The following is a 25,052-nucleotide window of genomic DNA, read 5'->3' on the forward strand; positions in this document are numbered from 1 at the left end:
CCCGGCAAGGGTATAAGGTTTGTCATCAATCTCGCCGGCCGCCCTGCGGCCGGTTTTCTTCCCCCGCCTCCCCCGCCGCCTTATATATCAAATCAGAATAAGTAATAGATTTTACATTCTTCCTGTCACTATCAACCCTCGGTAGGATTGCTCGGTATTCACCCGCAACAGAGGTTCCGTCAGCCGAAAAGCCGAACGATCTCTGTCCGGCGCACCGCGCTCTGGACGGAATGCTGTGATGTATCGATAAGGATCCGCTTCGCTATGATCGTTCTTTCGAACGTTTGCAAAACTTTTGACAGCACACAGGGCCGCGTCGTAGCGGTAGACAACGTCAGCCTGGCGGTAGAGGCCGGGCAAATTTACGGCATCATCGGCTACAGCGGCGCCGGCAAAAGCACCCTCATCCGCCTGCTCAACGGCCTGGAAACGCCCACCAGCGGCCGCATCGACGTCGGCGGCTTCGATATCGCCCGCGCCAAAGGCAGCCATCTGCGCCAGGCACGGCTGAAAATCAGCATGGTGTTTCAGCACTTCAATCTGCTGTGGTCGCGCACCGTCAGCCAGAACATCGCGTTTTCCATGCAGATCGCCGGCGTGCCCAAGGCGCAGATTGCGCCGCGCGTGGCGGAACTGATCGCGCTGGTCGGCCTGCAGGGGCGCGAAAACGCCTACCCGTCGCAGCTCAGCGGCGGCCAAAAGCAGCGCGTCGGCATCGCCCGCGCGCTGGCCAATAACCCGAGCGTGCTGCTGTGCGACGAGGCCACCTCGGCGCTCGATCCGCAGACCACCGACGCCATTCTCGACCTGCTGTTGGACATCAACCGTCAGCTGAAATTGACCATCGTGCTGATCACCCACGAGATGCACGTGGTGCGCAAAATCTGCCACCGCGTGGCGGTGATGGAAAACGGCCGCATCGTCGAAGAAGGCCCGGTGCTCGACGTGTTCACCCGGCCGCAGCAGCCGATCACCCGGCAGTTCGTCAAACAGGTGTCGCAGTATGCGGACACCGAAGAGAGCTTCAACCCGCAGCTCACCGCCCACCTGCCGGGGGCGATTTTCAAGTTGACCTTCGTCGGCGTGCAAACCCATCAGGCGGTGATTTCTGAAGTGATCCGGCGCTACGCCCTGACCGTCAACATTCTGCACGGCAAGATCAGCCACACCCTCAACGGTTCGTTCGGCGAACTGTACATCCACGCCGAAGGCAACGAACAACAAGTCGCCGACATGCTCAAGTTGCTGAACGAAAGAGACATCGCCGTCGAGGTTATCCAACATGATTGAATCCCTGTTCCCCCACCTGCGTCTGGACCAACTGTGGGACGCCACCTGGGAAACGCTGTACATGACCGGCATCGCCGGTTTGGCCACGCTGGTGCTGGGCATCGTGCTCGGCGTGCTGCTGTTTTTAACCTCGAAGGGCCAGCTGTTGCAGAACCGGGCGGTCTACTCGCTGATCTCCGTGTTGGTCAACGTCTTCCGCTCCATTCCGTTCATCATTCTGATCGTGCTGCTGATCCCGTTCACCAAGTCGCTTATCGGCACCATTCTCGGCGCGGATGCGGCCCTGCCGGCGCTGATCGTCGGCGCGGCGCCGTTCTATGCCCGGCTGGTGGAGATCGCGCTGCGCGAGGTCGACAAAGGAGTGATCGAAGCGGCGCGCTCGATGGGCGCCAAAAACCGCACCCTGATTTTCCGCGTATTGCTGCCGGAAAGCTCGCCGGCGCTGGTTTCCGGCATCACCGTCACCCTGATCGCGCTGGTGAGCTACACCGCGATGGCCGGGGTGATCGGCGCCGGCGGCCTGGGCAACCTGGCCTATCTGGAAGGCTTCCAACGCAACCACAGTGACGTGACGCTGGTGGCGACGCTGACGATCCTGCTGATCGTTTTCGTCATTCAGTTCATTGGCGACACCCTGACAAGAACGCTCGATAAACGTTAATTAACCAAGGAAAACGATGATGAAAAAGCACCTACTGATGTTGGCTTTCGCCTCCGTCGCCACTCTGGCTTCTTTTGGCGCCGCCGCGGCGACCAAGCTGGTGGTCGGCGCCTCCAACGTGCCGCACGCCGAGATCCTCGAACAGGCTAAACCGATACTGGCAAAAGAAGGCATCGATCTGCAGATCAAGCGCTTCCAGGACTACATCCTGCCGAACACTGCGCTGGCCAGCCATGACATTGACGCCAACTATTTCCAGCACGTGCCTTACCTGAACTCGGTGCTGAAAGACCACGCCGACGACAAGAGCTACGACTTCGTCAGCGCCGGCGCGATCCATATTGAGCCTATCGGTATCTACTCGAAGAAGTACAAGAGCCTGAAAGATCTGCCGGAAAACGGCAAAATCATCATGCGCGACGCGGTGGCGGAAGAAGGCCGCATCCTGTCTATTTTTGAACGGGAAGGCGTGATCAAGCTGAAGCCGGGGGTGAGCAAAGTGGACGCGCGCATCACCGACGTGGTGGAAAACCCGAAACACCTGAAGTTCCAGGCCAACGTTGAGGGCGCGCTGCTGCCACAGATGTATAACAACAACGAAGGCGACGCGGTGGTGATCAACGCCAACTACGCCATCGACGCCGGGCTGAATCCGACCAAGGATCCGATCGCGGTCGAAAGCGGCGAAAACAACCCGTACGCCAACATCATCACCGTGCACAAAGCCGACGTGAACAAGCCGGAGATCGTGGCGCTGGTCAAAGTGCTGCACTCTAAACCGATTCAGGACTTTATCCGCGAGAAGTACCAGGGCGCGGTGATCCCGGTCAATCAGTAATGGGTTAAACGGCCCGGTAAAAGCCGGGCCGGTTGTCACACCTTATTGCCAATCTGGCTGAGCCGCGGCCACACCAGCATCAACGCCTCCAGCAACCGCAGCAGATCGCTGCGGCTTGCCCCTTCGCGCGCCTGCACCGACATGCCTTCAATGGTGCAAATGACGTATTTCGCCAGCAGCGCGGTGTCGGTCTTCGCCAGCAGTTCACCCTGCTGCACCTTGCGATCGAAACAGGCTTTCAGCGCCGCTTCCTGGGCATGATGTTTTTTGCGCAGCATCTGGGCGACGTCGTCGGACGCGGACGACAGCGCGGCCGAGGCGCACACCATAAAACAACCTGACGGCGTATCGGGATCGGTAAACACTTCGACGGAAGAACGCACGTAGGCCTCGACGATCTCGGCTACCGGCAACGCCTGTTCCAACAGTTGGTTGGTGCAGGTGGTGTATTTTTGCAGATAGCGTTCCACCGCCGCGCGGAACATCCCTTCCTTGTTGCCGAATTCCGCATACAGCGTCGGCGCTTTGGCGCCGGTCACTTCCACCAGATCGGCCAGCGAGGTGGCTTCATAGCCGTGCCGCCAGAACAGATCGAGCGCGCTTTCCAGCGCCCGGTCGCGATCAAATTGTTTCGGCCTGCCACGGCTCTTTTTGCCGCAGACCTCTTCATTGATGCTCATCATTCTCTCCTGTCCCGCTCCACAGCAGGGTTAGCACAAATAACTTAACGATCATTATAAAAAAATATTGCGCCCTCGTCGAGAACCGATTAGCATTTAGTTATCGATCGTTAAGATAATTTAGCGAAGCGGATTAAACCCCTCTATTCACCGTTATCGGAAAGGAATTAACATTATGAAAAACTTAAAATTAACCTTAGCAACCCTCACTCTGGCCAGCATTTCCTTCGGCAGCTTCGCCGCTGATTTGGTCCAGAACCAACCGGCTGACCAGCAGAAAGTGGGCGTCATCACCGTCAGCGGCGCATCCGATCTGACCTCGCTGGAAAGCAGCCTGGCCGCCAAAGCCGATCAGGCCGGTGCAAAATCCTTCCGTATCATCGGCGCCGGCGGTAACAACCAGCTGCACGGCACCGCAGAAATCTATCAATAACAATGAATTAAACCAGCGGATCGCGATAAGTTGTGCTCCCGACGCCAGGGCGTCAAAAAAAATTAATTAACGAGCATTAAAAAAATACTTGCAATCCGTCAAACCGGCATCTAACATTAAATTATCGATCGTTAATTAATTTAACGACCTTACAAAACAAACATCGTAAAGAACAAAGATAGGAAATAAGACCATGAAAAACCTGAAAATGACCATCGCCGCCATCGCACTGGCTTCCGTCTCCTTCGGCAGCTTCGCCGCCGAACTGGTTAACGCACAACCCGCCGACCTGCAAAAAGCCGGCGTCGTCACCGTCAGCGGCGCGTCCGACCTGAGCAGCCTGGAAAACAAACTGGCGGCCAAAGCCGATGCGGCGGGCGCAAAATCCTTCCAGATCATCGCCACCACCGGTGACAATAAACTGCACGGCACCGCGATCATCTACAATTAATGGCCGGATCGGCAATCGTGCAAAAGGGCGGCTCAGGCCGCCTTTTGTTTGCTTTAACGCCAACGTTCTGTTGTAAGCTGTAGCGACCTTTTTCCGCTGAGCCGAGCAACGCCATGACTCCCCTGCTGTTCCACAAATATCACGGTCTGGGCAACGACTACCTGGTATGCCACCGTTCGGTCGCCGATCGGCTGAGCCATGAACAGATCCGTCTGCTGTGCCACCCGCATTACGGCATCGGTTCCGACGGCCTGCTGATCGACAGCGGCGACGCCGTCAATCCCACCCTGCGCATCATCAACCCGGACGGTTCCGAAGCGGAGAAGAGCGGCAACGGCCTGCGCATCTACGCGCGCTATCTGTTTGACAGCGGCCGCGTGGGCCATCAACCGTTTTTGGTGCACACCGCCGGCGGCGACGTGCGCTGCCAGGTGGCGCAAGACGCGCATCAGATAACGGTGGAAATGGGGCGCGCCAATTTCAGCCCGGCGGCGCTGCCGGCGTTGATCGATCTGCCGGAGGCGCTGAACTATCCGCTGCCCCTGAGGGAGGAGACGTTAAGCGTTTCGCTGGTGTCGATGGGCAACCCGTACTGCGTGGTGCCGGTGGAAAAACTGGATCTGGCGCAGGTGCATCGGCTCGGACCGCAGATTGAACGCCATCCGCTGTTCCCGAAACGCACCAATGTACAACTGGTGGAAGTGGTCGATCGCCAGACGCTGCGCATCGGCATCTGGGAGCGCGGCGCCGGTTTTACCCTCGCCTCCGGCAGCAGCAGCTGCGCCGCCGCCAGCGTGATGCGCAAGTTGGGACGAGTCGGCGATCGGGTTAGCGTGCGGATGCCGGGCGGCGAGCAGCAGATCGCCTTCAGCGGCGATTTTCAGGTCAGCATGCGCGGACCGGTGCATAAAATCGCCACTCTGACGCTGGACGAAGATTGTTTCGCCGGCGGCGCAGGGCTGTTTACGGGATCCACCCCAGCAGCCTGAACCACAGATAGTCCAACGGCACCAGCAGTGCGAAGCTGAGCGCGGCCAACAGCAGACACAGCTTCAACCCTTCACGCGCCGGCACTTTGCCCATCCCCATCGCCACCACGATCGGCGAAGCCTGATACGGCAGCAGCGGCGTGGCGTAACCGATCACCTGGGTCATCAGCACCGTCAGCAGCGGCAAGCCGCTGCCTGCGGACAACGCCTGCGCCAGCGGGGTAAACAGCGCCGGCACGCCGTTGGCGGTCACCACGAAATTCAACAGCGCGGTGATCCCCACCAGAGAACCGAACGCAGCGAACGGCTTGCCGTGCAGATCCGGCATCATCGCCAGCAGCGCGCCGCCCAACCGATCGCCGAGCCCCGAGTGGCTGACCAATGCGGTCAGCCCCAGGATCCCCGCCACGTAGATACAGGTGCGCACGTTAACCCCGGCGGCGAACTGCTCGCCGTTGAGAAAACCGATGCGCGGCAGCAGGCAGAAGCAGGCTGCCGCCAACCCTATCCAGGCGGGAGCGATGCCGTGCCAGCTGTCGGTCATCCACAACAGCACCGTGGCGCCCAACAGCGCGATCAGCCGCCATTCGGCGGCGCTGAGCGGGGTTTGCGCCGCCTCGGCCGCCACCGGCTGCGGCCGCGCACGGAACAGGCCGCAGATGCACAGCGTCAGCAGCGCGCCTTTGGCTACCCCGAGTACCGGGGCGTGCAGCAGCAGGTAAGAAAGATAAGCGAAGTGGCTGCCATAGGCGCTTTCCGCCGCGCCGCTCATCACCAGATTGGGTACGTTGGCCGGCAGGATGCTGGCGGAGAGCTGGAAGGTGCCGAACCCCACCGCCAGCGCCAAACCGATGCGGCCGCGCGAGCCTTCCGCCAGGCCGGCGCGCTCGGCCAACGCCATAACGATCGGCATCAGCAGCGTAATCCGCCCCATATTGGAAGGCATGACAAACGCCAGCGCGTAGCTTATCGCCACCACGCCGCCCACCAGCCGGGGCCAGGAACCGGCCAGATGCGGCAAGAGTCGGTTGGCCAGGCGATCCGCCAAACCGGTGCTGCGGATGGCGGAGCCCAGCACGAAACCGCTGAGCACCAGCCAGAATGCGGAAGACGCGAAACCGGAAAAGGTCACCGCGGCGGGCGCCAGCTGCAAGACCATCACCGCCGTAAAGAATAGCAGCGCGACCACATACTCCGGCAAGCGGGCGCTGGCCCATAGCGCGATGACCACCAGCGTGACCAGCGCGGGCAGCGCCATCGGATCCCCCAACATAGTTTCCTCCCTGATAAAACGTTGTGATTGTTATCAAACGGTTAACAGGGTGACACAAGGCGCGGGCGCTAACCTTGAAACCGCTCACATATCGTCGCTCTGGAGATTTTTCAGCATGCATACGTTGCAGCCGTGGTGGCCGGTATTGCCGCGCCGTTCCGTCAACAGCGTGAACCCCAGCGCATAGTACAACCCGATCGCCTCTTTCAACTGTTCGGTGGTTTCCAGGTAGCAGTAGCGATACCCTGCCGCCCGCGCCGCCTTCAGCGCCTGCACCACCATATGGCGCGCCATGCCCAGCCCGCGCGCGCCGGGTTTGAAAAACAGTTTTTGCAGCTCGCAATAGCCGGGCTCTTCGCCGGCCAGCGGCGCCATGCCGACGCCCCCCACCACCTGTCCGTCCCGCTCCAGCACCCAGTAGTGGCCGCCGTTGTCGCGATACAGACCGGTCAGCCGATCGAGATCCGGATCGTGCAGACTGACCCCTTCCATTTTGTCCATGCCGTACTCGCGAAACACGTCGCGAATGATCGCCGCCATCGCCGCATCGTCGCGCTCGGCGATCGGCCGCACCCGCAGATTGGCGTCGCGCTGTTTGCGCGCGCTGCGCAGCGCCGCGGTCATCTTTTTCATCGCCGCGGTGGTGCTCGCCAGCTCATCGTCGTCCAACTGCGCCAGCGCCGCCTGCATAAAACCGTCGGCGTCGCTCTCGATGCCGGCCAGCGTCTTGCCGCCCTGCTTACTCAGCCGATGCAGGTTGTGCCGCTTGTCATCAGGATGATCCACCGTTTCTATCACGCCGGCGGCCACCAGGCTGCGCAGCGCCCGGCTGGCGCTGGCCTTGTCGATGCAAAGCCGGGCCGCCAGTTCAGTGACGCCCAGCGGCTGCTCGCTGACTTCGATCATCAGATGGATCTGCAGCGGCGAAAAGCGCGAGCCGTTGCTCTGCTTGTTCAACATGCCGAATTCTCTGACCAAACTGCGCGCCAATGCTCTGAAATCCCTGATGTTCACGGCGTTATGCTCCCCTGTTCTCCCACCTTCAGGCTACGTTGGATGGGTTATTGGTTGATAGTGTTATCTAATTTTAAACATAACGATAACGCATAAACAATTGCGAATGAATAACCAATCCGGCACCTTAATATGTCAAAATATTTCATTAAACAGCATTTAAATCTAACTAAAAACAAATTAATAAAATTAAAAATCATATTAAGATTTAAGGCTGAAATAAAAACCCAATAAAAGTGAGCATAAAAACGGCAAAAGTGGGTAAAACAAAAAATAAAACAAATATCTATTTGAAATTTAAAAGATAATATTTAAAACGTAAAAACTTGATAGCAACAACTCAAGCGCTACCTCGTCAACGTCGGTTACATATTTACGCCTGCCTTCGCGCGCTTCCCTGCGCCATTGTCCCTTTTGCCAAAAGTAGCCCATGCTTTAACTGCTTCTCTCCTTCTGGCTAACCGGGACGCTGGCTCATGACGAAAAAAACCACCCTGCTGCAATTCTTCCACTGGTACTACCCCGACGGCGGCAAACTGTGGCAGGAGGCCGCCGAGCGCGCCCCGCACCTGGCCGAACTGGGCATCACCGATCTGTGGCTGCCGCCCGCCTGCAAGGGCGCTTCCGGCGGCTACTCCGTCGGCTACGATACTTACGATCTGTTCGATCTGGGCGAGTTTGACCAGAAAGGCAGCGTGGCGACCAAATACGGCGACAAGGCGGCGCTGGAACACGCCGCCAATACGCTGCGCGAACACGGCGTGGGCGTGCTTTACGATGTGGTGTTCAACCACAAGCTCGGCGCGGACGAGAAAGAACGGGTGCACGTGTTCAAGGTGGACGCCAACAACCGCAACGACATCGACGATCAGGGCTTCGACGCGCTGGCCTACACCCGCTTCACCTTCCCCGGCCGCCAGGGCGTGCATTCCGAATTTATCTGGGATTACAAATGCTTCAGCGGCGTCGACTATGTTGAGCAGCCGGACGACAAAGGGGTGTTCAAAATCGCCAACGACTATGGCGACGACGGTTGGAACGATCAGGTCGACGACGAGAAAGGCAACTACGACTATCTGATGGGTGCCGACGTGGAGTTCCGCAACGCCGCCGTGACGGAGGAACTCAAATACTGGGCGCGCTGGCTGTTGGAAACCTTGCCGTGCGACGGCTTCCGCCTGGACGCCGCCAAACACATTCCCGCCTGGTTCTTCAAAGAGTGGGCGGATCACGTGCGCGGCAGCGCGCAACGCGACCTGTTTATCGTTGCTGAATACTGGTCGCACGATCTCGGCGCGCTGCAACAATACATCGAGTTGGTGGACGGCAAGGTGATGCTGTTCGACGTGGCGCTGCACCTGAAGTTTCATCAGGCGTCGAAGCAGGGCGACGGCTTCGACATGGCGCAGATCTTCACCGATACCCTGACCGCCGCCGATCCGGCCCACGCGGTGACGCTGGTCGCCAACCACGATACCCAGCCGCTGCAATCGCTGGAAGCGCCGGTGGAACCCTGGTTCAAACCGCTGGCCTACGCGCTGATCCTGCTGCGCGAACAGGGCGTGCCCTGCGTGTTTTACCCCGACCTGTATGGCGCCAGCTACCGCGACAAGGGGCGCGACGGCGGCGAATACCAGATCGACATGCCGGCGATCCCGGAACTGGAGAAGCTGATTGCCGCCCGCCAGCGCTTCGCCAACGGCCCGCAAACCGACTACTTCGACGACAGCCACTGCGTGGCCTTCAGCCGCGCCGGCACTGCCGAGGCTCCCGGCTGCGTGGTGGTGCTGACCAACGGCGGCGAGAGCGGCAAGACGGTTACGCTCGGCGCCGATCTCGCGCACACCGCCTGGCGCGATTTCCTCGGCAACCGCCCAGAGGAAATCACCGCCGACGACCAGGGCAGCGCCCATTTCCCGGTTAACGCCGGCAGCGTCAGCGTCTGGGTGCCGGCCGCCAGCCTCTGAGCGCCCGCCGCCGCGTAATGATGACGCGGCGGCAAAACTAATGTTTGCCTTTCGGGTCTAACTTACGCTATCAACTGCGCAAGCCATTCACACCGGAGCCTAAATAGGGTACAAGGCTGCATGAAAATTCCAAAACGACTCCAGCCGCTGGTGGATGACGGGTTAATCGACGACGTCATCCGCCGGTTGAAAAGCGGCAAAGAAGCCGACGTGTTTATCGTGCGCTGCGGCGATGAGATCCGCTGCGCCAAAGTGTACAAAGAGGTCGAGAAGCGCAACTTCAAGCAGGCCGTCCACTATCAGGAAGGGCGCAAGGTGCGCAACAGCCGCGACGCGCGCGCCATGAGCAAAGGCTCCAAATTCGGCCGCCAGCAGCAGGAAGAAGCCTGGCAAAACACCGAAGTGGACGCGCTGTATCTGCTGGCCAAGGCCGGGGTGCGAGTGCCGCAGCCGGATATCTGCCTGGACGGCGTGCTGCTGATGGAGCTGATCACCGACGAAGAAGGCCTGGTGGCGCCGCGCCTGAGCGATGTCATCCTGACGCCGGAACAGGCGCGCGCCGATCACGCCCTGATGATGAACTACGCGGTGCGCATGCTGTGCGCCGGGCTGGTGCACGGCGACCTGTCGGAATTCAACGTGCTGATGGATAAAGACGGACCGGTGATCATCGATCTGCCGCAGGTGGTGGACGCCGCCGCCAACAACCACGCCAAAAGCATGTTCGAGCGCGATATCGGCAATCTGGCCGAATATTACGGCCAGTTCGCGCCGGAACTGCGCGACAGCCAATACGCCAAAGAGATTTGGGCGCTGTATCAGGAAGGCAACCTGACGCCGGACAGCGCCCTCAGCGGCCGATTCAACGAAATCCAGAAGCGCGCCGACGTCGGCTCGGTGCTGGAAGAAATCCAGGCCGCCAGCGAGGAACACCAGCGCCGCCTCATGGCGCGCAATACGGAAGAGTAACGGCCGCGCTATTCGACGCGAAACACCTCCGGCCGCTGCGGCGTCGCGGCCTCGTGATAAATATCCCCCAGATAGCCGGCGATCTCCTCTTCGCGCAGATCCGCCGGCAGCACGATATCGTAGCTGGGAGCATATTTGCGCTCCGGCAGCGTCACGCGGAACAGCCGCCATTCGCCCCCGATGCGCTTCACGCCCAGCAGACGGCCGAACACGTTAAAAATCATCATCCGCCATTCCCCCACTCGTCGCTTTCAGGCTATAACACTGTGATGCCGCCGCAGTGAAAAGGAAAGCGTATGAGTGAAAAAACGCCGCAGTTCTGGCGCGATCCGCAGTTGCCGTTCGTCGAAGCCCGCGCCATCGCGGATGGCCGCCAGGTGTGCTACAGCCTGCACAGCCACGAATTCTTTTCCATCGGCGCCATCACCGGCGGCGTCAGCACCTATGTCAACGGCGAACGACGCATGCAGGTCAGCGCCGGCGATCTGGTTGTCATCAACCCGCAGCAGGCACACGCCTGCAACCCCATCGCCGATCGCCGTTGGTCGTACGTCATGTTCTATCTCGATCTCGCCTGGCTCGGCGCGCTGCAGCAGGAGCTGCTCGGCGGCGAGGGCGACCGTTTTGTTCCGTTCAGCCAGCCGCTCAGCCGCGATCCGGCGCTGTTCCACGGGCTGAACCGGCTTTATGCGCTGCTGACGGATCCGCTGTGCAGCGCGCTGGAAAAACAGATCGCCATGGTGGAGTATTTCAGCGCCCTGCAGCTCGGGCTGGGCGATGTCCGCCAGCCGGAGACGCCGCCACATACCCGGCTGGAGACGGCGGCGGCGTTTATCGACGCGCACTGCACCCGGCCGCTGACGCTGGACGACATTTGCCGCGCCGCCGCGCTCTCCCCTTCTTACCTGATCCGCGCCTTCCGCCAGCGTTACGGCATGACGCCGCACGCCTATCTGGTCAACCGCCGCGTACAGCACGGCCATCGGCTATTGAAAAGCGGCCTGCCGATCGCCGCGGCCGCCAGCGAAAGCGGCTTTGCCGATCAGGCGCACTTTCAGCGCACCTTCAAACAGCTGTTGGCCGCCACGCCCGGCCAGTATCAAAAACCCTCCGCCAACAGATAGCAAGCGCTGGCCGCCAGCAACGCCGCCATCGCGCGATTAAAGCGCTGTACGTTGCGCGCCTGCCCGAACAGGCCGCGCAGCATCGCGCCGACATAGGCCCAGCAGGCTACCGAGGCATAGCAAATCACGAAGTAGAGCCCGGCGAACTGCCATAGCAACAGCATGTCGCCATCGCCGACAAAGGCGCCGAGGCTGGCCACCGACGCCAGCCATGCCTTGGGATTCAGCCATTGCATCAGCGCGCCGTACCAGCAGGAAGGCGCTTGCGCCGCGCCGTTGCCCAGCCTGCCATCGTCAAACGCCAGCCGATAGGCCATAAACAGCAGAAAGGCCACGCCGGCCCACTGGATCAAGCGGGTCAGCCCCGGCCACAGGATCAGCAGTTGGTGCATGCCCAATCCCAACAGCACCAGCAACAGGGTAAACCCCAGCGTGGCGCCAAACACATGGCGCTGGGTCGCGCCAAAGCCGAATTGCGCCCCGGCGCTCAATGCGACGATGTTGACCGGGCCGGGAGTGATGGAGGCCGCCAGCGCAAACGCGGCCATGGAAAGGTAGATATTCATGATGGACACCTGAGAAAATATTCACAGGCGCCAGAATGCCGACCGCCGCCGACAGCGTATTGAACAGAATTACCCTATTCGGTTTAGCGCACGGCGACGGCCCGGCGGCGCGGCAGCCCGAAGGTGTTGACCGCCATGCCGGCCAGCACCAGCAATGCGCCGCCGAACTGCGCCGGCGACAACGCTTCGTCCAGCAGCAGCCAGGCGGCGAACAGCCCGACCAGCGGCACCAGCAGCGTCAGCGGCGCAACGCGCCAGGTTTCATAGCGCCCCAGCAGGCTGCCCCACACCGAATAACCGAACAGCGTGGCGGCGAACGCCAGATAGGCCACCGCCAGCCAGGTGCCAACCTGCACATGGCTCAGGCTGCTCAGCACCACCTCAGGGCCGTCGAACAGCCAGCTGCAGGCCAGGAACGGCACGACCGGGATCGGCGCGCTCCACACCACCAGCGATAAGATATTACGCTGCGGGAAACCGGCCAGGATCTTCTTGTTGGTCAGGTTTCCCAGCGCCCAGGAAAACGCCGCCGCCAGCGTCAACAGCAGGCCCGCCAGGGGGACCGCGCCGCTGCCCGGCTTATGCAGGCTGGCCTGCGCCAGCACCAGCATGCCGCCGCTGGCGATAGCGATGCCGACGAAATGGTTGATCCGCAGCTTTTCGCCCATCAGCACAACGCCCAACAGCAGGGTGAAGAACACCTGCGCCTGCAGCACCAGCGAGGCCAGCCCCGCCGGCATGCCCACCTTGATGGCGACGAACAAAAACGCGAACTGCGCGAAGCTCATGGTCATGCCGTACAGCAGCAGCCATCTCCACGGAATAGTCGGGCGCGGGATAAAGAAGATCGCCGGCAACGCCACCAGCAAAAAACGCATCCCGGCCAGCAGAAACGGCGGCATACCCTGTAAACCGAACTTGATCACGACGAAATTCACGCCCCAGATCACCACCACCAACAGCGCCAACAGCCGATCGCGCAATGTCATCCTCGCCCCGCTTATCCCATTGAAAATTCGCTTTGCCTTGCAGGTTACAACCAAACCGGGCGCATGGACACCGGCAAACGCCGGCGATTATTCCGGCATCAGGCCGATAAAGGTGGTCTTCTTGCGCGGGCCGGTCATCAGCACTTCCAGCTTCTCCACGCACTGCAGGTAGTGCGGGGTCTGCTTGTGCGCCGCCACCGCCTGCTCGTCGCGATAGGCTTCGTAGATGTAAAACCGCGTCGGGATCTGTTCATCCTGCAGCACATCGAAGCGCAGGTTGCCCGGCTCTTCGATCGCGCCCAGGTGATTGGCGCGGAAAACATCGATAAATTCGTCGATTTTGTCTTGTTTAACGTTGATCTCAACCAATGTGACGTGCATGGCAACTCCTTGTTTAAACGGCGCGCCGTAACATGGCGCTTTCCAACCATAGGTTTATTCCCGTCGATTGCCCTGCCGCAACGGCAATTTTGCCGCCTGGCTCACAAATCGCGTCGGCGACGCCCACTCCTCCCCCGGCGGGGTAAGGCGGCGGCATCTATAGTTAACATTCCTCCCCCTGAGAGCATAGGCTATGGATAACTACTTGATGGCGCTGGACGCAGGAACGGGCAGCATTCGCGCGGTGATCTTCGATCTGGCGGGTAACCAGATCGCGCACGGCCAGGCGGAGTGGCAACACCTCGCGGTGCCGGGCGTGCCCGGCTCGATGGAGTTTGACCTCAGCCGCAACTGGCAGTTGGCCTGCCAGTGCATCCGCCAGGCGATGCAACGTGCAGGATTGAGCGCTCAGGCGATCCGCGCGGTGGCCTGCTGCTCGATGCGTGAAGGCATCGTGCTGTACGACCGCAACGGCGTGCCGATCTGGGCCTGCGCCAACGTCGACGCACGCGCCAGCCACGAAGTCAGCGAGCTGAAAGAGCTGCACAACCACGGCTTCGAACGCGAGGTGTACCAGCACTCCGGCCAGACGCTGGCGCTGAGCGCCATGCCGCGTCTGCTGTGGCTGGCGCACCATCGGCCGGACATCTACCGCCAGGCGGCGACGCTGACCATGATCAGCGACTGGCTGGCCAACATGCTGAGCGGCGAACTGGCGGTCGATCCTTCCAACGCCGGCACTACCGGCTTGCTGGATCTGACCAGCCGCGATTGGCGGCCGGCATTGCTCGACATGGCCGGCCTGCGCGCCGATATACTGTCGCCGGTGAAAGAGACCGGCAGCGTGCTGGGGCGCGTCACCGAACAGGCGGCGCAGGAGAGCGGGCTGCTGCGCGGCACCCCGGTGGTGATGGGCGGCGGCGACGTGCAGCTCGGCAGCCTGGGGCTCGGCATCGTGCGCGCCGGGCAGACGGCGGTGCTCGGCGGCACCTTCTGGCAGCAAATCGTCAACCTGCCGGAGCCGGCCATCGATCCGGAGATGAACATCCGCATCAACCCCCACGTCATTCCCGGCATGGCGCAGGCGGAATCCATCAGCTTCTTTACCGGCCTGACCATGCGCTGGTTCCGCGACGCCTTCTGCGCGGAAGAAAAACTGCTGGCGGAGCGGCTGGGGGTCGACGCCTACAGCCTGCTGGAAGAGATGGCGGCCAGAGTACCGCCGGGCGCCTACGGCGTGATGCCGATTTTCTCCGACGCCATGCATTTCAAAACCTGGTATCACGCGGCGCCGTCGTTCATCAACATGTCGATCGACCCGGAGCGCTGCAACAAACAGACGCTGTTTCGCGCGCTGGAGGAGAATGCCGCCATCGTCTCCGCCTGCAATCTGGAACAGATCGCCGCCTTCTCCGGCGTGCAGGCCCGTTCGCTGGTGTTCGCCGGCGGCGGGGCCAAGGGCAAGCTGTGGAGCCAGATCCTCAGCGACGTCACCGGGCTGACGGTGCGGGTGCCGGTGGTGAAAGAGGCCACCGCGCTGGGCTGCGCGATCGCCGCCGGCGTCGGCGCCGGGCTGTACGCATCGCTGGCCGAAACCGGCGAGCGCCTGGTGCGCTGGGAGCGCGAGCATCAGCCGGACATGACCCACCACGCGCTGTATCAGGAACAGAAAGAAACCTGGCGGCGGGTCTACGCCGATCAGTTGACGCTGGTGGACAACGGCCTGACCACCTCGCTGTGGAAAGCGCCGGGGCTGTAAGCGCCACGCAGCATTCGGTCATAACCTTATGCCGTTTTATTCCTTTCCCCTCGGCGCGGCGCAAGCCGCGCTTTAACTCACTGCCGCGATTGTTTCCCCTCAGAAACAGTGTAACCACCGCAGATGGATTTATCCGCGACTTGCACCTGCCGTAGATTGTGACTTCGGTCACACCGCGCCCCGCGCGCGGCCTGCGCATTCACCTGAGACGAGCGGCATTATGCTGAATAATAAAGATAACCCTGCATCATCCCCGTGGCCGGCGATCTTCTCGCTGACGGTCGCCTGTTTTGTCATGGTCACCACCGAGTTTCTGCCGATCGGCCTGCTGACCAACATCGCCCCTTCGCTCGGAGTCAGCACCGGCACCGCCGGGCTGATGGTCACCATGCCCGGCATCGTGGCGGCGGTGGCCGCACCGGTATTGAGCCTGGCTTCCGGCCGGCTGGACAGACGCCTGCTGATGCTGGGGCTGTCGCTGCTGCTGATGGTGTCCAACCTGGTGGCGGCGCTGGCCGTCAACTTCCCGATGATGCTGCTGGGCCGCGTGCTGCTGGGCATCTGCGTCGGCGGCTTCTGGTCGTTCGCCGCCAACTACGGCCGCCATCTGGTGCCGGAAGCCAGCCAGGGCCGCGCCACCGCGCTGATCCTCAGCGGCATCTCGGTCGGCGCGGTGTGCGGCGTGCCGGCCGGGGCGCTGATCGGCGATCTATTTGGCTGGCGCGCCGCCTTCTTCGGCGGTGCGGCGCTGGCGGTCGGCGTACTGTTGGCGCAGCTGCGTTTGCTGACCTCGGTGCCACCGTCCCGGCCGGTCACGCCGCGCGATCTGGTACTGCCGCTGCGCCTGCCGATGGCGCGCATCGGCCTGATCGCCATCGTGCTGTTGTTCATCGGCCACTTCGCCGCCTACACCTATCTGCGGCCCCTGCTGCAGCAGGTGTTCGTGCTCAGCCCGTCGGCGATCTCGCTGCAGCTGTTGGCCTATGGCGCCATCGGCCTGCTGGGCACTTTCCTCGGCGAGCGTCTGGGGGAATACAGCCTGCGCGCCACCTTTATTCTGATCGCCGCCATGCTGGCGGGCATTTTGATCGTTTCGCCGCTGCTCAGCGGCCTCGCCGGCGCCACGCTGATGGTGCTGGTGTGGGGGCTGGCCTTTGGCGCCGTCCCGGTGTGCGCCACCAACTGGATGTTCGCCGCGGTGCCGCAGGCGCCGGAAGCCGGCCAGGCGCTGTTGGTGTGCGTCATCCAGATCGCGCTGGCCTCCGGCGCGCTGCTGGGCGGCGAGGTGGTGGACTGGCAGGGCGTCAGCAGCGCCATGCTGTTCGGCGGCGCGCTGATCCTCTCCGCCACGCTGGTGTTCGGCCTCAGCTTGCGCTCCGGCGCGATTGGCGCTAAACAGTGTTAATCATTATCTATCTGCAGAAACATGCCCCGGTCACCGCCGGGGCATGGCGTTGAGAACCCTATGGACCATCATTTGCTCGCTATCCGGGTATTTAACCGCGTGGTGGAAACCGGCGGCTTTACCCGCGCCGCCGATTCGCTGGGCATGCCGAAAGCGACGGTCACCAAGCTGATCCAAAATCTGGAGGATCACCTGCAGACCAAGCTGTTTCAGCGCACCACTCGCAGCGTGTCGGTCACCCGCGAAGGCGAATGCTATTACCAAAATACGGTGAAATGGCTGGCGGATTTGGAGCAGATGGAGGGCTGCCTGACCGAGTCGCAAAGTTCTCCGCAGGGCGTGCTGCGCATCGACACCGGCAGCGGCACCGCTCGCCAACTGCTGTTGCCGGCGCTGCCCGGCTTTTTGGAACGCTACCCGCAAATCCAAATCGATCTCAGCATCGGCGATCGCGTTATCGATCTGATCAGCGACAGCGCCGACTGCGTGATCCGCAGCGGCCCATTGGCCGACTCCAGCCTGATCGCCCGGCGTCTGTTCGATCTGGACTGGGTCAGCTGCGCCACCCCGGCCTATCTGGCGCGCCACGGCACTCCGCGCCACCCGTGCGATCTGGAACAGGGCTTTCCGATGGTGCACTACCGCCATCCGGTCAACGACCGCATCCATCCGCAACGCTATGTCGAGCGCGGCAAAGAGATCGCCATCCAGCAGCGCTACCCGGTCAGCATCAATGAAGGCAACGCGCTGCTGGCGGCGAGCCTGGCCGGATTAGGCATCATCCAGATTTATCGGTTTATGGCGCAGCCACACCTCGAGCGCGGCGAGCTGATCAGCCTGCTGCACGACTGGCAGCCGCCGCCGGAGCAGATGTACGTGGTCTACCCGTCCAATCGCCACCTCAGCGGCAAGCTGCGGGCGTTCATCGACTGGGCGGTGGAGACTTTTGACAGCGGCAAGATGAGCCGCACGTTGTAACCGCACGCACTGTGGTATTATTGGCCGCATATTGATTCCCGACGGACAACCACCATGGCCTATATCCCCAAAAACTATGCGAAGCTGGAAACCGGCTACCGCGAAAAAGCGCTGAAACTGTTCCCCTGGGTGTGTGGGCGCTGCTCACGCGAATTCGTTTATTCCAACCTGCGCGAGCTGACGGTGCACCATATCGATCACGATCACAGTAACAACCCGGAAGACGGCAGCAACTGGGAAATGCTGTGCCTGTATTGCCACGACCACGAACACTCGAAATACACCGAGGCCGATCAATACGGTTCGACGGTGGTGGCCGGTGAAGATGCGCAAAAAGATATCGGCGTCGCCACCCACAACCCGTTCGCCAACCTGAAGGCGATGATGAAGAAATAATGTCGACAACAGCTTAATGAGCTACTAACTTATTAAGCTGTTAAATTAATAAAATCCCCCTCCGCATCGCCACTTCCCAGAGAATTCCTACTTACCCATCCGGGCCATCCAGCGCAAAATAAGCTGCACAGTTAACGACATACTGGCTTGGCAAGCCGCCGCAGTTGGTGCATATTGTTCGCGAGTTGTTCTTGTTAACCTGTTTGATTATCAACCTAATAAGCACATTAACTTAATAAGTTACCTGCTTAATAACTTGAGAGATGGCAGCATGATTGTTCTGATTGGCTCGCAAAAAGGCGGTGTCGGCAAGTCGACGAAAGCGGTGAATATCGCCGGGTATCTGATTCTTAAGCAAGGCAAGACGGCGATCATCGTCGATGCCGACGACCAGAAATCGATCATGACCTGGTACAACGACCGTCAGAACGTCGAGGGACTGCCGCACATTCCGGTGGTGGCCGCGTCGGGCAAAATCAAGGAAACGCTGCTGGAGCTCGATCGCCATTACGACTACGTGATCGTCGACACCGCCGGCCGCGACAGCGCCGAACTGCGCTCCGGCCTGTTGGCCGCCGATCTGTTCCTCTCGCCGCTGCGCCCTTCGCAGATGGATCTCGACACCATCGGCTACCTGTCGGAGATGTTCTCCACTGCGCAGGAATATAACGAGAAGGTCAAAGGCTACATCGTGCTGAACATGTGCCCGACCAATATCTTCATTAATGAAGCCAACGAAGCGGCGCAGGTGCTGAGCGAATACCCGGAGTTCACCCTGGTGAGCCACCGCCTGTGCGATCGCAAAATTTACCGCGACGCCTGGGGCGAAGCCATCACCGTGCATGAGGCGAACAACGAAAAGGCGCAGGCCGAGATCGAATGCCTGGTGAAAGAGGTGATCCTGTGAAGAAGCGCCCCCCCACCCACCGCATGTCGGAAGACGAATTCATCAACAGCGCCACCTCGCATACGTTGCCGGTTGCGGCGCCCGCGCCGGAAGCCAAGCCGGCCGGCCGCAAGCGCACCTATAAGGCGATTTCCGTCAGCCTGACGGACAACCACATCGAAGCCATCGATGAGGTGATCGTGCAGGCGGCGCGCAACGGCATCGTGCGCATCACCCGCTCCGACATCATCAAGCTCGCCATCGACGGGCTGGCGGAGAAAAGCGAAACGCAGCTGCTGGCATTGCTGAAAAAACTCTGACCGCACGGCAGCCGCCGGCTGACTACGCCGGCGGGCCGTTAAACGGATGAAAACTGGCGCGGGAACGGCATAGTACGATAGGTTTTGCCTGTGGCCTTATGCAGCGCGCTGGCCATCGCCGGAGCGACCACCGCAGTCGACACTTCCCCGCATCCCTGCGGCGCACGCGCGCTGTCGAGCACCACCACTTCCACCTTGGGCATTTCGGCGATCGCGAGCAGCGGATAACGATCGAAATTCCCTTCCACCACGCCGCCCCGTTCAAAATGCAGTTCGCTGTGCAGACAGGTGGTCAGCGCAAAGCCGATGCCGCCCTCTACGTTGGCGCGCACCAGGTTCGGGTTTATCACCTTGCCGCAGTCAATCGCGCATATCGCGCGGAGCACCCGCAGTCGCCCCTCTTGAATGGCGATTTCAACCACCAAACCGACGTAAGTGGTGAAAGCGTTATTGCGGCCAACCCAAATATTGCACGACATCCCGCGATAAACGCCCGGCGGCGGTTCATGCTGCCAACCAGACGCCGCCGCGGTGGCGTCCAGTACGCGCAACGCTTCCGGGGTGTCCTGCAACAGATGCCGCCGATACTGGTACTCGTCCCGGTTGGCCTTATGGCTGAGTTCGCTGATAAAGCTTTCCAAAAAGAACAGGCTGGCGACGCTGCCGACGCCGCGCAGATAGCTCAGGGAAATCGGTTGTTCGACGATGCCGGCCTCCACTTTCAGATGAGGGATGCAATACGGCGTGCTGTAAACGCACTCCACCATACTTTCATCCCATCCCCCGGCCTCGTGTACCGTTTCGCGCCGCATTTGCCAGAAGAGCGACTGCCCGGCATAGCGCGCCCACAGTGCCTGCGGGTAGCCGTTTTCATCCAACAGCGCCCGATAATGGCTGATGCAGGCCGGACGATAGTATTCATGCCGCATGTCGATCTCGCGCGGATAGATCACTTTGACCGGTTTCCCCACCGCCCGGGAGGCGGCGGTAGCATGCATCACGGCATCCGGCAGATATTTGCGCCCAAAGCTGCCCCCCAGGTAGGTCGTATTCACCACCACATCCGTCGGCTTCAGCCCGAACATTTTCGCCAGAACGTTGCGCACCATGTCCTGCCCCTGGAAAGGGCCCCAGGTTTCGATACGGCCCTCTTCATAATGGCTGGTGGCGTTGCAAGGCTCCAGGGTGGCATGCGCCACATAAGGCGCGCTGTAACGCGCCTCATGCAGGCGCGAATCCTGCTCAGCGTTATGAATCAACGCCGACGCCTCGCCGCGATCGACCGCCGGCACCAAGGTATCGCCGTCCAGCATCGCCAGATTCTCCGCCGCAATCGCGCTGCCGGTCAGCGCTTGCCCTGCCCCCGGCAGCCAGTCGACCTCCAGCAAATCCGCCGCCTTTTTGGCCTGCCAGTAGCTCGCCGCCACCACGATCACCGTATTGAGTGACATATCGTGATCCAATCCGACCATGTTGTTCATCGACCACTGCCGGGTCAGCACCAGATCCACCACGCCCGGCATGGCCCGAATCTGCCGTTCATTACGCACGGCGACCAGCTTTCCGCTGAGGTCAGGCACCATCCAGGGGACGCCGATCAGCATCTCCGGCAGATCGATATCGATACCGTAAATCGCACTGCCGTCCACTTTCTCCGGCGTATCGACCCGCAACAGCGGCTTGCCGATGAAACTCTCTTGCTCTTGCGCTTCGCTCTTTAAAGCAGGCTGCGGATCCAACGGCAGCTCGGCGGCATAGCGCACCAGATCGCCATAGGCGACCTTGCGCTGCCCGCTCTCCTCAAGCACCCAGCCTTTCTCCGTGCGGCACTGCTGCGGTGAAAGCGCGAAATGTTTTGCGCCGGCGCGCAGAAAGAAATCTCTCGCCTGTGCGCCGGCCAGCCGGGTGCGCTGATAAAATTTGGTCATTGAGGTTGAAGCGGCGACAAATTGCGCGAAAGCCTCGCCCCCGGCAACCTGACGGTAAGCATCACGCCCGGTGACGAATTTCACCGTCACCTGTGCCCAATCGGCATCCATCTCCGCCGCCACCACTTCGGCCAGGCCGGTATAAATCCCCTGCCCAACCTCACATTGCGACACGCCGATGACGATGCGGCCACCGCGATCGATCCAGATCCAATCGTTCAATTCATGCTGACCGTCCGGTGGCGCCGCGTCCTGTGAAACCACGGCCGCCAGGCTGCGCGTCGATATCGGCAGCAGCATGGCGGCCACTGCCAACGTGCTGCCTTTTAACAAGGTTCTGCGGGTGATCGCCATACTCAGGGTTCTCCCTTGTCGGCGGCGCGGTGCACCGCCGCACGGATACGGTGGTAAGTGGCGCAGCGGCACAGATTGGTCAGGCCCGTATCTATCTGTCGATCGTCCGGCCTCGGGTGTTCCGCCAGCAGCGCGCTGACCGCCATGATCATGCCTGATTGGCAGTAGCCGCACTGCGGCACGTCCTCCGCAATCCAGGCCTGCTGCACCGGATGACTGCGATCGGTGGACAACCCTTCGATAGTGGTCACCTGCCGGTCGCGTACCAATTGCAGCGGATAGCAACATGAACGCACTGCCTTACCGTCGACATGTACCGTACAGGCGCCACAGGCGCCGATACCGCAGCCGAACTTGGTGCCGGTCAACTTAAAATGTTCTCGGATCACCCATAGCAGCGGCGTATCCGGCTCGCCGTTAAATTCGACCGCCTGGCCGTTCAGATTGAACTTCATGCCATCCTCTCTTAGATCAATGCTTCATCCGACGTTTCACCCACGCCCCGATGACGATCAATGCCAGCAATACACCGCCCCAGAACACATAAGGCAATGACGCGATCAACAGCGGTTTTTCACCGCCCGCCCGCTGCCGAGCCACTTGCTCCGGCGTTATCCTGACTGCCGGATTGCCGAATTGCTGCAATACATAGTTGCCCAACTCGGCCAGTTGTCGGTCATCCAGGCTATCGGCGAATCCCGGCATCCAGGTTTGCAGCGTCTCTCCCTGGCGCTGCACGCCATGCAGCATCACCATGATCAGGTTATTGACCCGCTCGCTGCCTACGGTGGAATTGTGAGTCAAAGCAGGGAAATGGCCGTCATAGGCGCCTTCGCCGCCCAGGCGATGGCAGCTGGCGCAGGCAGCGGCATACAGCGCCTGCCCGGCTGCACGGCCTTCACCGCCTCCCTGATAGTCATAGGCCGCTTTCGTTCCTTGCACGGTGACGATCGGCGGCGTCTGTTTAAGCCAGTCGGCGATGGCGTTGAGATCGTCGTCACTCAGGAAACGCAGGCTATGCTCCACCGCCTCCGCCATGCCGCCGGCCGCCTGGGCTTTGTCATTGCGCCCGGTGCGCAGATACTGCACCAACTCTTTCCGGCTCCAGCCGCCGATGCCGCTGACGGGATCCGAGGTGATATTCGGCGCGATCCAACCGCCGGCCTCCCCTCCCGCCAGATAGCGATCGTCGCGTTCGGCCATCATCCCGTTACGCGGGCTGTGACACGCCGAGCAATGCCCCAAAACATCCACCAGATAGCGACCCCGCGCTTTTTTCTCATCTTCATCGCCGGGCCTTTTTTTCAGAAACAGCCAGTTCCAGCCGTGGATCGCATAACGCCAGGAAAAAGGGAACGTCAGTTGGGTCTCAGGCACCGCACGATCGACCGGTGCGACCCCGGTCATAAAATAACGATACAGCGCGTGCAGATCGTCATCGCTCAACCCCTGATAAGCGGTATAAGGCATGGCGGGATACAAGGGTTGGCCGTCCCGCCGGATGCCCTGCGTTAACGCGCGGCGAAACTCGGGTTCACTGTAGTCGCCAATGCCGGTTCCTTTGGCGGGCGTGATATTGCTGGCGATGATATCGCCCATCGGCGAAGCGATGGCATAACCGCCGACGTAGGGGGCGTCCTGTTGGCTGCTGCCGCGGTGACAAGCCGCGCAATCTGCGGCGATCGCCAGGTATTTTCCGCGTGCGATGACCTGTTGGTCATTCTGGCTGGCGAAGACCGAGCAGGAGAAGATCCCCAACGCGATAACGCACAGCTGTTGTGCTCTCCGCCAGCGGCCGATCACGCTTCACCTTCCGGCTTCATCGCTCCCGCGCGCTCCTCCGCCAGCAGCGCAAACTCGTCCGGCAATAGATTTTCCTGTTCGAGCATCGCTATCGCGTTATGTTTGATGCCAAACAATACGCGATAAAAAGCCTCCAGATCGTCGGCCGAAATGCCGCTAAGCAGCTTTTGCCGCGCCTGTTGGCTGGAGTGATCCAACTGCGCCAGCATCTCCTGCCCGGCCACGGTCATTCTCACGCCTTTAGCGCGCTTATCTTCAGACAGGGCATCGCGAGCGATCAGCCGATTTTTTTCCAAAAACAGCAACGCACGCGACATCGTCGAGACTTCGGCGTTCAAATGCTGCGAAACGTCTTTCAACGTGCAGCCATCACCCAGATCGGCAATCGCACTCAGCGCCAGCCAGTGCGGGCGCGTTAGATTGGTCATTTTCACCGACTGGTCCATCGCCGTGCGCCACAGGCGATTGGTGACATCCAGATGGATGCCCAGTGCAGCAGGAAGTTTGCGTGGTTGTGACATACCGGATTGCTCTCGATTATTTATTTGCTTGTGCAAACAAATAATAGATCGGACGTTATGACGGGATCAAGCAGATGAGGGAGAATAAAATAAAAACGATTTAATACATTTGGTTAGTTCATATCGCACGGCATACGCTCCCCAACGACGGGGAGCGATAAGAAAAACTCAGTTCCCCGCGACCTCGCACCGGTAGTCCTGAATTTCGCCGGCCGAGCCCAGGTTGAGATCGGTCAGCTTCAAACGGTTCGCCAACAGCAGCATCTCGCCCTGCGGGCTGACCGCCAGCGCCAGGCCGTAATTGCCGATGCTGTCGCCCTGCTCGACCACATAGTTCTGCAGTAAACGGAAAGGATCTTCCTGGGTTAAATCGGTGCCCGCCAATTTTCTGGCCAGATATTGGTGGCCGACCAATTTCACCGCCAGCGGCCGCCACTGTTGATCTAATTGTTCCGCCTGCTGCCCCAGCGCGTTATAGACATCCTGGCGCAAGCAGGCAACGTGAATATGCAGCTGATTCTGAGAGCGACCATATTTCGAATTGACCGCCAGAGAAACCCATGCGTCTTTTAACGGTTTACCCAGCTCGCTGGATATATGTTCGCGGTTATTCCAGGCCTGGGCGAAATAAGGCGGCGTTCGCTCCGCTTGCAATATCGGGCTCTCGATGCCGCTGACCTTTTCGGTCGGCATCACCAGATCGTGATAGGGGCCTTTGCTGTCCTTAAACAGCACATAACCCTCGGTTAAATCAACCTTTAAGCAGGGCGCCGGATCGTTGTTCTGCTGCTGATTGGGCACGCACTGTTGGCTGACGATTTGCCACAGCGCATTCGGATTACCGCGCCCGAAGAACCACCACAGCACCGCCGCCAGCAGCAAAATGACAAGCAAAATAATTAATAGTCTGAAAAGTCTTTTCATCGTGACGCCCTGTTTACCTATTCCATCTTGAAAGAAGCGCCAGCATAAACCAAGGCTCTTATCGTCACCAGAATATTATCCTTAGCGTCACCTTTCATTGACGTCTTGTTATCAATAAAAATTAAAAATAAGGGTTTACCTAAGTAATTTAAG

Annotated in this window: 27 protein-coding genes; 15 read left to right on the forward strand and 12 right to left on the reverse strand. The window is 60.5% G+C overall.

Annotated features, from left to right (window positions below):
• The first annotated feature begins 264 nt into the window (after window positions 1-264).
• Genes MMS95_RS05635 through MMS95_RS05645 form a run of 3 tightly spaced genes read left to right on the forward strand, consistent with a single transcriptional unit; the run spans window position 265 to window position 2,789 of the window.
• A complete protein-coding gene (locus MMS95_RS05635) occupies window positions 265-1,290 on the forward strand; it encodes a methionine ABC transporter ATP-binding protein (RefSeq protein WP_033633804.1) in 1,026 nt (341 codons plus the stop codon).
• The gene (locus MMS95_RS05640; RefSeq protein ID WP_004939505.1) at window positions 1,283-1,951 is read left to right on the forward strand and encodes a methionine ABC transporter permease; all 669 of its coding nucleotides are present in this window, start codon (window positions 1,283-1,285) and stop codon (window positions 1,949-1,951) included. The genes MMS95_RS05635 and MMS95_RS05640 overlap by 8 nt, the downstream gene beginning before the upstream one ends.
• Window positions 1,952-1,970: 19 nt before the next feature.
• Window positions 1,971-2,789, forward strand: coding sequence for a MetQ/NlpA family ABC transporter substrate-binding protein (locus MMS95_RS05645; RefSeq protein ID WP_004939506.1), 819 nt, complete (start codon window positions 1,971-1,973; stop codon window positions 2,787-2,789).
• 35 nt (window positions 2,790-2,824) lie between these two features.
• Here the strand turns inward: MMS95_RS05645 and MMS95_RS05650 are convergent, their stop codons facing one another.
• The gene (locus tag MMS95_RS05650; RefSeq protein WP_004939509.1) at window positions 2,825-3,469 is read right to left on the reverse strand and encodes a TetR/AcrR family transcriptional regulator; all 645 of its coding nucleotides are present in this window, start codon (window positions 3,467-3,469) and stop codon (window positions 2,825-2,827) included.
• Window positions 3,470-3,644: 175 nt separating this feature from the next.
• Here MMS95_RS05650 and MMS95_RS05655 point away from each other — a divergent pair, with 175 nt between their 5' ends.
• The 3 genes from MMS95_RS05655 (at window position 3,645) to dapF (ending at window position 5,342) form a co-directional block, all read left to right on the forward strand.
• Window positions 3,645-3,902 (forward strand): DUF1471 domain-containing protein, encoded by a 258-nt coding sequence (locus tag MMS95_RS05655; RefSeq protein ID WP_166729704.1) that lies wholly within the window; start codon window positions 3,645-3,647, stop codon window positions 3,900-3,902.
• 193 nt (window positions 3,903-4,095) lie between these two features.
• Window positions 4,096-4,353 (forward strand): YdgH/BhsA/McbA-like domain containing protein, encoded by a 258-nt coding sequence (locus MMS95_RS05660; protein WP_004939517.1) that lies wholly within the window; start codon window positions 4,096-4,098, stop codon window positions 4,351-4,353.
• Window positions 4,354-4,466: 113 nt separating this feature from the next.
• Window positions 4,467-5,342, forward strand: coding sequence for a diaminopimelate epimerase (gene dapF, locus MMS95_RS05665; RefSeq protein WP_242141461.1), 876 nt, complete (start codon window positions 4,467-4,469; stop codon window positions 5,340-5,342).
• On the opposite strand, the gene MMS95_RS05670 is transcribed toward dapF, so the two are convergent.
• Window positions 5,317-6,615, reverse strand: a complete 1,299-nt coding sequence (locus MMS95_RS05670; RefSeq protein ID WP_033633806.1) for an SLC13 family permease — start codon at window positions 6,613-6,615, stop codon at window positions 5,317-5,319. The two genes, dapF and MMS95_RS05670, sit on opposite strands and share 26 nt — an antisense overlap.
• A gap of 84 nt (window positions 6,616-6,699) precedes the next feature.
• Window positions 6,700-7,605 carry a helix-turn-helix domain-containing GNAT family N-acetyltransferase gene (locus MMS95_RS05675; RefSeq protein ID WP_033633807.1) on the reverse strand — a complete coding sequence of 302 codons (906 nt, stop codon included), beginning with the start codon at window positions 7,603-7,605 and terminating at the stop codon, window positions 6,700-6,702.
• A gap of 500 nt (window positions 7,606-8,105) precedes the next feature.
• Between MMS95_RS05675 and amyA the strand changes: the two genes are divergently transcribed.
• Window positions 8,106-9,596: an alpha-amylase gene (gene amyA, locus MMS95_RS05680; RefSeq protein WP_103085800.1), complete on the forward strand. Its 1,491-nt coding sequence runs from the start codon at window positions 8,106-8,108 to the stop codon at window positions 9,594-9,596.
• 120 nt (window positions 9,597-9,716) lie between these two features.
• The gene (locus MMS95_RS05685) at window positions 9,717-10,565 is read left to right on the forward strand and encodes a PA4780 family RIO1-like protein kinase (protein WP_242141462.1); all 849 of its coding nucleotides are present in this window, start codon (window positions 9,717-9,719) and stop codon (window positions 10,563-10,565) included.
• Between the two features lie 8 nt (window positions 10,566-10,573).
• Here MMS95_RS05685 and MMS95_RS05690 read toward each other — a convergent pair whose 3' ends face one another.
• Window positions 10,574-10,792, reverse strand: a complete 219-nt coding sequence (locus MMS95_RS05690) for a hypothetical protein (protein WP_033633809.1) — start codon at window positions 10,790-10,792, stop codon at window positions 10,574-10,576.
• A 69-nt stretch (window positions 10,793-10,861) separates the two neighbouring features.
• Here MMS95_RS05690 and MMS95_RS05695 point away from each other — a divergent pair, with 69 nt between their 5' ends.
• The gene (locus MMS95_RS05695; protein WP_033633810.1) at window positions 10,862-11,689 is read left to right on the forward strand and encodes an AraC family transcriptional regulator; all 828 of its coding nucleotides are present in this window, start codon (window positions 10,862-10,864) and stop codon (window positions 11,687-11,689) included.
• Here MMS95_RS05695 and MMS95_RS05700 read toward each other — a convergent pair.
• The 3 genes from MMS95_RS05700 to lsrG all read right to left on the reverse strand — a co-directional run bounded on the left by MMS95_RS05700 (window position 11,665) and on the right by lsrG (window position 13,625).
• Window positions 11,665-12,255 carry a LysE family transporter gene (locus MMS95_RS05700; RefSeq protein WP_033633811.1) on the reverse strand — a complete coding sequence of 197 codons (591 nt, stop codon included), beginning with the start codon at window positions 12,253-12,255 and terminating at the stop codon, window positions 11,665-11,667. The genes MMS95_RS05695 and MMS95_RS05700 overlap by 25 nt on opposite strands.
• An 83-nt stretch (window positions 12,256-12,338) precedes the next feature.
• Window positions 12,339-13,244 carry an EamA family transporter gene (locus MMS95_RS05705; RefSeq protein ID WP_033633812.1) on the reverse strand — a complete coding sequence of 302 codons (906 nt, stop codon included), beginning with the start codon at window positions 13,242-13,244 and terminating at the stop codon, window positions 12,339-12,341.
• Between the two features lie 87 nt (window positions 13,245-13,331).
• On the reverse strand, window positions 13,332-13,625 hold the full coding sequence (gene lsrG, locus MMS95_RS05710; protein WP_082996967.1) for a (4S)-4-hydroxy-5-phosphonooxypentane-2,3-dione isomerase: 294 nt from the start codon (window positions 13,623-13,625) through the stop codon (window positions 13,332-13,334).
• Window positions 13,626-13,818: 193 nt separating this feature from the next.
• Here lsrG and lsrK point away from each other — a divergent pair, with 193 nt between their 5' ends.
• The 6 genes from lsrK (at window position 13,819) to MMS95_RS05740 (ending at window position 19,369) form a co-directional block, all read left to right on the forward strand.
• Window positions 13,819-15,384 (forward strand): autoinducer-2 kinase, encoded by a 1,566-nt coding sequence (gene lsrK, locus MMS95_RS05715; protein ID WP_242141463.1) that lies wholly within the window; start codon window positions 13,819-13,821, stop codon window positions 15,382-15,384.
• A gap of 220 nt (window positions 15,385-15,604) precedes the next feature.
• The gene (locus tag MMS95_RS05720; protein ID WP_033633813.1) at window positions 15,605-16,789 is read left to right on the forward strand and encodes an MFS transporter; all 1,185 of its coding nucleotides are present in this window, start codon (window positions 15,605-15,607) and stop codon (window positions 16,787-16,789) included.
• A gap of 60 nt (window positions 16,790-16,849) precedes the next feature.
• On the forward strand, window positions 16,850-17,767 hold the full coding sequence (locus MMS95_RS05725) for a LysR family transcriptional regulator (protein ID WP_060558895.1): 918 nt from the start codon (window positions 16,850-16,852) through the stop codon (window positions 17,765-17,767).
• A gap of 54 nt (window positions 17,768-17,821) precedes the next feature.
• Entirely contained in the window at window positions 17,822-18,163 is a 342-nt protein-coding gene (yajD, locus tag MMS95_RS05730) for an HNH nuclease YajD (RefSeq protein WP_004939576.1), read from the forward strand.
• Window positions 18,164-18,434: 271 nt separating this feature from the next.
• Window positions 18,435-19,070 (forward strand): AAA family ATPase, encoded by a 636-nt coding sequence (locus tag MMS95_RS05735; protein ID WP_015377071.1) that lies wholly within the window; start codon window positions 18,435-18,437, stop codon window positions 19,068-19,070.
• On the forward strand, window positions 19,067-19,369 hold the full coding sequence (locus MMS95_RS05740; protein WP_242141464.1) for a hypothetical protein: 303 nt from the start codon (window positions 19,067-19,069) through the stop codon (window positions 19,367-19,369). The genes MMS95_RS05735 and MMS95_RS05740 overlap by 4 nt, the downstream gene beginning before the upstream one ends.
• Window positions 19,370-19,407: 38 nt before the next feature.
• On the opposite strand, the gene MMS95_RS05745 is transcribed toward MMS95_RS05740, so the two are convergent.
• From MMS95_RS05745 to MMS95_RS05765, 5 genes are all read right to left on the reverse strand, one after another.
• Entirely contained in the window at window positions 19,408-21,651 is a 2,244-nt protein-coding gene (locus MMS95_RS05745; protein WP_242141465.1) for a molybdopterin cofactor-binding domain-containing protein, read from the reverse strand.
• 2 nt (window positions 21,652-21,653) lie between these two features.
• Window positions 21,654-22,106: a (2Fe-2S)-binding protein gene (locus MMS95_RS05750; RefSeq protein WP_033633817.1), complete on the reverse strand. Its 453-nt coding sequence runs from the start codon at window positions 22,104-22,106 to the stop codon at window positions 21,654-21,656.
• Between the two features lie 16 nt (window positions 22,107-22,122).
• Window positions 22,123-23,454, reverse strand: a complete 1,332-nt coding sequence (locus MMS95_RS05755; protein ID WP_228392561.1) for a cytochrome c — start codon at window positions 23,452-23,454, stop codon at window positions 22,123-22,125.
• Window positions 23,451-23,975 (reverse strand): MarR family transcriptional regulator, encoded by a 525-nt coding sequence (locus MMS95_RS05760; protein ID WP_049276885.1) that lies wholly within the window; start codon window positions 23,973-23,975, stop codon window positions 23,451-23,453. Before MMS95_RS05760 ends, MMS95_RS05755 begins: the two co-directional genes overlap by 4 nt.
• Window positions 23,976-24,143: 168 nt before the next feature.
• Window positions 24,144-24,899: a CDP-diacylglycerol diphosphatase gene (locus tag MMS95_RS05765; protein ID WP_033633818.1), complete on the reverse strand. Its 756-nt coding sequence runs from the start codon at window positions 24,897-24,899 to the stop codon at window positions 24,144-24,146.
• Window positions 24,900-25,052: the final 153 nt, after the last annotated feature.

It is taken from the genome of Serratia sp. PGPR-27, assembly GCF_022678525.1.
GTDB classification, from domain to species: Bacteria; Pseudomonadota; Gammaproteobacteria; order Enterobacterales; family Enterobacteriaceae; genus Serratia; species Serratia nematodiphila.

Coding starts and splice junctions, on each gene's coding strand:
- MMS95_RS05635 (WP_033633804.1), top strand. CDS start 265: ATGATCGTTCTTTCGAACGTTTGCAAAACTTTTGACAGCACACAGGGC.
- MMS95_RS05640 (WP_004939505.1), top strand. CDS start 1,283: ATGATTGAATCCCTGTTCCCCCACCTGCGTCTGGACCAACTGTGGGAC.
- MMS95_RS05645 (WP_004939506.1), top strand. CDS start 1,971: ATGAAAAAGCACCTACTGATGTTGGCTTTCGCCTCCGTCGCCACTCTG.
- MMS95_RS05650 (WP_004939509.1), bottom strand. CDS start 3,469: ATGAGCATCAATGAAGAGGTCTGCGGCAAAAAGAGCCGTGGCAGGCCG.
- MMS95_RS05655 (WP_166729704.1), top strand. CDS start 3,645: ATGAAAAACTTAAAATTAACCTTAGCAACCCTCACTCTGGCCAGCATT.
- MMS95_RS05660 (WP_004939517.1), top strand. CDS start 4,096: ATGAAAAACCTGAAAATGACCATCGCCGCCATCGCACTGGCTTCCGTC.
- dapF (WP_242141461.1), top strand. CDS start 4,467: ATGACTCCCCTGCTGTTCCACAAATATCACGGTCTGGGCAACGACTAC.
- MMS95_RS05670 (WP_033633806.1), bottom strand. CDS start 6,615: ATGTTGGGGGATCCGATGGCGCTGCCCGCGCTGGTCACGCTGGTGGTC.
- amyA (WP_103085800.1), top strand. CDS start 8,106: ATGACGAAAAAAACCACCCTGCTGCAATTCTTCCACTGGTACTACCCC.
- MMS95_RS05685 (WP_242141462.1), top strand. CDS start 9,717: ATGAAAATTCCAAAACGACTCCAGCCGCTGGTGGATGACGGGTTAATC.
- MMS95_RS05690 (WP_033633809.1), bottom strand. CDS start 10,792: ATGATGATTTTTAACGTGTTCGGCCGTCTGCTGGGCGTGAAGCGCATC.
- MMS95_RS05695 (WP_033633810.1), top strand. CDS start 10,862: ATGAGTGAAAAAACGCCGCAGTTCTGGCGCGATCCGCAGTTGCCGTTC.
- MMS95_RS05700 (WP_033633811.1), bottom strand. CDS start 12,255: ATGAATATCTACCTTTCCATGGCCGCGTTTGCGCTGGCGGCCTCCATC.
- MMS95_RS05705 (WP_033633812.1), bottom strand. CDS start 13,244: ATGACATTGCGCGATCGGCTGTTGGCGCTGTTGGTGGTGGTGATCTGG.
- lsrG (WP_082996967.1), bottom strand. CDS start 13,625: ATGCACGTCACATTGGTTGAGATCAACGTTAAACAAGACAAAATCGAC.
- lsrK (WP_242141463.1), top strand. CDS start 13,819: ATGGATAACTACTTGATGGCGCTGGACGCAGGAACGGGCAGCATTCGC.
- MMS95_RS05720 (WP_033633813.1), top strand. CDS start 15,605: ATGCTGAATAATAAAGATAACCCTGCATCATCCCCGTGGCCGGCGATC.
- MMS95_RS05725 (WP_060558895.1), top strand. CDS start 16,850: ATGGACCATCATTTGCTCGCTATCCGGGTATTTAACCGCGTGGTGGAA.
- yajD (WP_004939576.1), top strand. CDS start 17,822: ATGGCCTATATCCCCAAAAACTATGCGAAGCTGGAAACCGGCTACCGC.
- MMS95_RS05735 (WP_015377071.1), top strand. CDS start 18,435: ATGATTGTTCTGATTGGCTCGCAAAAAGGCGGTGTCGGCAAGTCGACG.
- MMS95_RS05745 (WP_242141465.1), bottom strand. CDS start 21,651: ATGGCGATCACCCGCAGAACCTTGTTAAAAGGCAGCACGTTGGCAGTG.
- MMS95_RS05750 (WP_033633817.1), bottom strand. CDS start 22,106: ATGAAGTTCAATCTGAACGGCCAGGCGGTCGAATTTAACGGCGAGCCG.
- MMS95_RS05760 (WP_049276885.1), bottom strand. CDS start 23,975: ATGTCACAACCACGCAAACTTCCTGCTGCACTGGGCATCCATCTGGAT.
- MMS95_RS05765 (WP_033633818.1), bottom strand. CDS start 24,899: ATGAAAAGACTTTTCAGACTATTAATTATTTTGCTTGTCATTTTGCTG.